This window comes from Fervidicella metallireducens AeB (assembly GCF_000601455.1).
In the GTDB taxonomy this organism is placed as follows: domain Bacteria; phylum Bacillota; class Clostridia; order Clostridiales; family Caloramatoraceae; genus Fervidicella; species Fervidicella metallireducens.
Genome location: NZ_AZQP01000102.1, coordinates 1 through 2,307 on the forward strand (window position 1 = coordinate 1; position 2,307 = coordinate 2,307).

2 protein-coding genes, 3 tRNA genes and 1 rRNA gene are annotated in these 2,307 nt (G+C 31.6%); 5 read left to right on the forward strand and 1 reads right to left on the reverse strand.

What is annotated here, in order from left to right; all coding sequences use genetic code 11:
* Nucleotides 1-21 precede the first annotated feature (21 nt).
* From rrf to Q428_RS13755, 4 genes are all read left to right on the forward strand, one after another.
* Nucleotides 22-138 (forward strand): 5S ribosomal RNA (rrf, locus tag Q428_RS13740).
* A 61-nt stretch (nucleotides 139-199) separates the two neighbouring features.
* Nucleotides 200-276 (forward strand) — tRNA-Met (locus tag Q428_RS13745).
* Between the two features lie 12 nt (nucleotides 277-288).
* Nucleotides 289-362 (forward strand) — tRNA-OTHER (locus tag Q428_RS13750).
* 3 nt (nucleotides 363-365) lie between these two features.
* Nucleotides 366-439, forward strand: a tRNA-Gly gene (locus Q428_RS13755).
* A gap of 99 nt (nucleotides 440-538) precedes the next feature.
* Here the strand turns inward: Q428_RS13755 and Q428_RS13760 are convergent.
* On the reverse strand, nucleotides 539-1,273 hold the full coding sequence (locus tag Q428_RS13760; protein ID WP_035381904.1) for an HAD-IB family hydrolase: 735 nt from the start codon (nucleotides 1,271-1,273) through the stop codon (nucleotides 539-541).
* Nucleotides 1,274-1,546: 273 nt separating this feature from the next.
* Here Q428_RS13760 and Q428_RS13765 point away from each other — a divergent pair, with 273 nt between their 5' ends.
* Entirely contained in the window at nucleotides 1,547-2,005 is a 459-nt protein-coding gene (locus tag Q428_RS13765; protein ID WP_035381906.1) for a VanZ family protein, read from the forward strand.
* Nucleotides 2,006-2,307 lie beyond the last annotated feature (302 nt).

Genomic DNA, 2,307 nt, shown 5'->3' on the forward strand with positions numbered 1-2,307 from the left:
AAAGAGCTAATCTTTCAATAATCCGGTGGCGATAGCCTCGAGGACACACTCCTTCCCATACCGAACAGGACAGTTAAGCTCGAGTACGCCGATGGTACTTTGGGGGAAGCCCCATGGGAGAGTAGGTAGTTGCCGGATGATAATTTTTTATATAACCACTGGGTGACCAGTTTTATATATAAAATTAACAGTCTGATTAGGCGGCGTAGCTCAGTTGGCCAGAGCATTCGGTTCATACCCGAAGTGTCAGGGGTTCGACTCCCTTCGCCGCCACCACATAAATTTATTGGCCCCTTGGTCAAGCGGTCAAGACACCACCTTTCACGGTGGTAACAGGGGTTCGATTCCCCTAGGGGTCACCATGTGCGGGTGTAGCTCAATGGTAGAGTTCCAGCCTTCCAAGCTGGCTACGTGGGTTCGATTCCCATCACCCGCTCCATAAGCCTTCAGAATCTCTGAAGGCTTTTTGTTTTACACGCTTAAGATAACATTAAAGAAGAAAGGGTATACATAAAATCCTATGTACGCCCTTTCTTATTTATATTATCGAATTTGCAACACATTCACAGGTCAATTGATAAACAACATCTTTTCTTTCAACGATGATTCTAATTTTTTCCTTAACCTCTTTATTGTCCATAATTTTTAATAGTAATTCTTTAGTGGGATTAATACATACGGGATATTTCACTAATTGAAACATACTAAAATCTCCAGAAGTATCTCCATAAGCATAACTATTATTAAGATCTAAGTTATATTTACAAGCAAATTCTTCAATAGCTTCCTTTTTGCTTGCACTATCCCACATGGGGATAACTTTGCCAGTATAAATATCTTCATCGTTTCTGATATAAATAGAACCTTTATAGTCATCAAATCCATGTTTTAAGGACATTTCACGTACAAGTTCAAAGGGACTTCCTGATATTGTGAGGACTTTATGACCTTGTTCTTTATGCCATTTAATCATATCTCTAGTAAATGTATATACTCTATCACCTTTTTGAGAAATAACCTGTTTTGCAATAAATTCAACTTGAGTTTTATGCAGACCTTTAATAGCTTCTAAATATATTCCAGCCATTTTTAAAAGGTAATTATCATAGTTGCCCTGTCTCTTATCCCATTTTTCATATTCAGGCTTAACTTCTTTATACCATCTCTCATTGCTGATTATCTCATATTTAATAAGTTTTTTAAAAATTTCTGTAATAAGACCTTCTCTATAAAGTGTTCCATCAATATCGAAAAAAGCTGCTATGTTTTTCATGTAATCACCTCTGTCGTTAGTTTATAATATAATACTTCCTTTTTAAAGTTATTGCTACATATTTTGTTAGAGTTAATAAAAAAGTAAAAGTTTATTAACATCGATAATAAAGAGCACAGATCTGTTATAAATATAGTTATTTATAGAAAAAGTAATAAATATACTTGTAAATTAGTTTTATAGTAATTTATAGAAGTAATACTAGGATTGATGATATAATGTAATTAAAAATAGATAAAAGTGTATTTTTTATTAAAGAAAGGATTAGTCATTATGATCAGTAAATGGTTAAGAAAATGGGCTTATGTAATCATATGGATGGCAATAATATTTTTTTTCTCGTGTCAAAACGGAGAAGCATCAAGTAATAATAATAAGTTCATCGAACAAATATTACTATATTTTAGAATTGATTTAAATTCTATATTTAATGGAAATGGAAGCTATTTAATAAGAAAGGTGGCACATTTTACAGAGTACTTTATTCTATATTATTTTGTTTTCAATGCCTTAAATAAGGATGTTAGTTTTAGGAAAAATTTAATTATATCATTGATATTTACATTTTTATATGCATGCTCAGATGAATTTCATCAGAGCTTTACGCCAGGCAGATATCCATCCTTTAAGGATGTAATGATTGATACAGGGGGAGGAACCTTTTGTATGGTAATAAAGTATGTCAGACATACGATAAGTTTAAATAAAAAAAAGATTTATATCAATAGTTAATTTTACAAGAGAATTTTACAATCTGTTAAGAGAAGTAAATTCTCTTTTTTATTAGAATTGTTACTATATCTAAGGCTTCAACGAAGTGGATAGTGTCAACATGTCCGTGAGTATCAATAGTATTATTTTTAAGTAATAGAGAGTATTTTCAAGTAATAATAAGATAATTTTTATTTATAGATTTATTCGTCATGTATATATACAATTCGACATGATATTATATATAAGTCGCTATGAGATGGCGACGGAAAAGATAAAAAATTAGTTGACATAAGTCGCTAATCATGATAATATAATTAAGC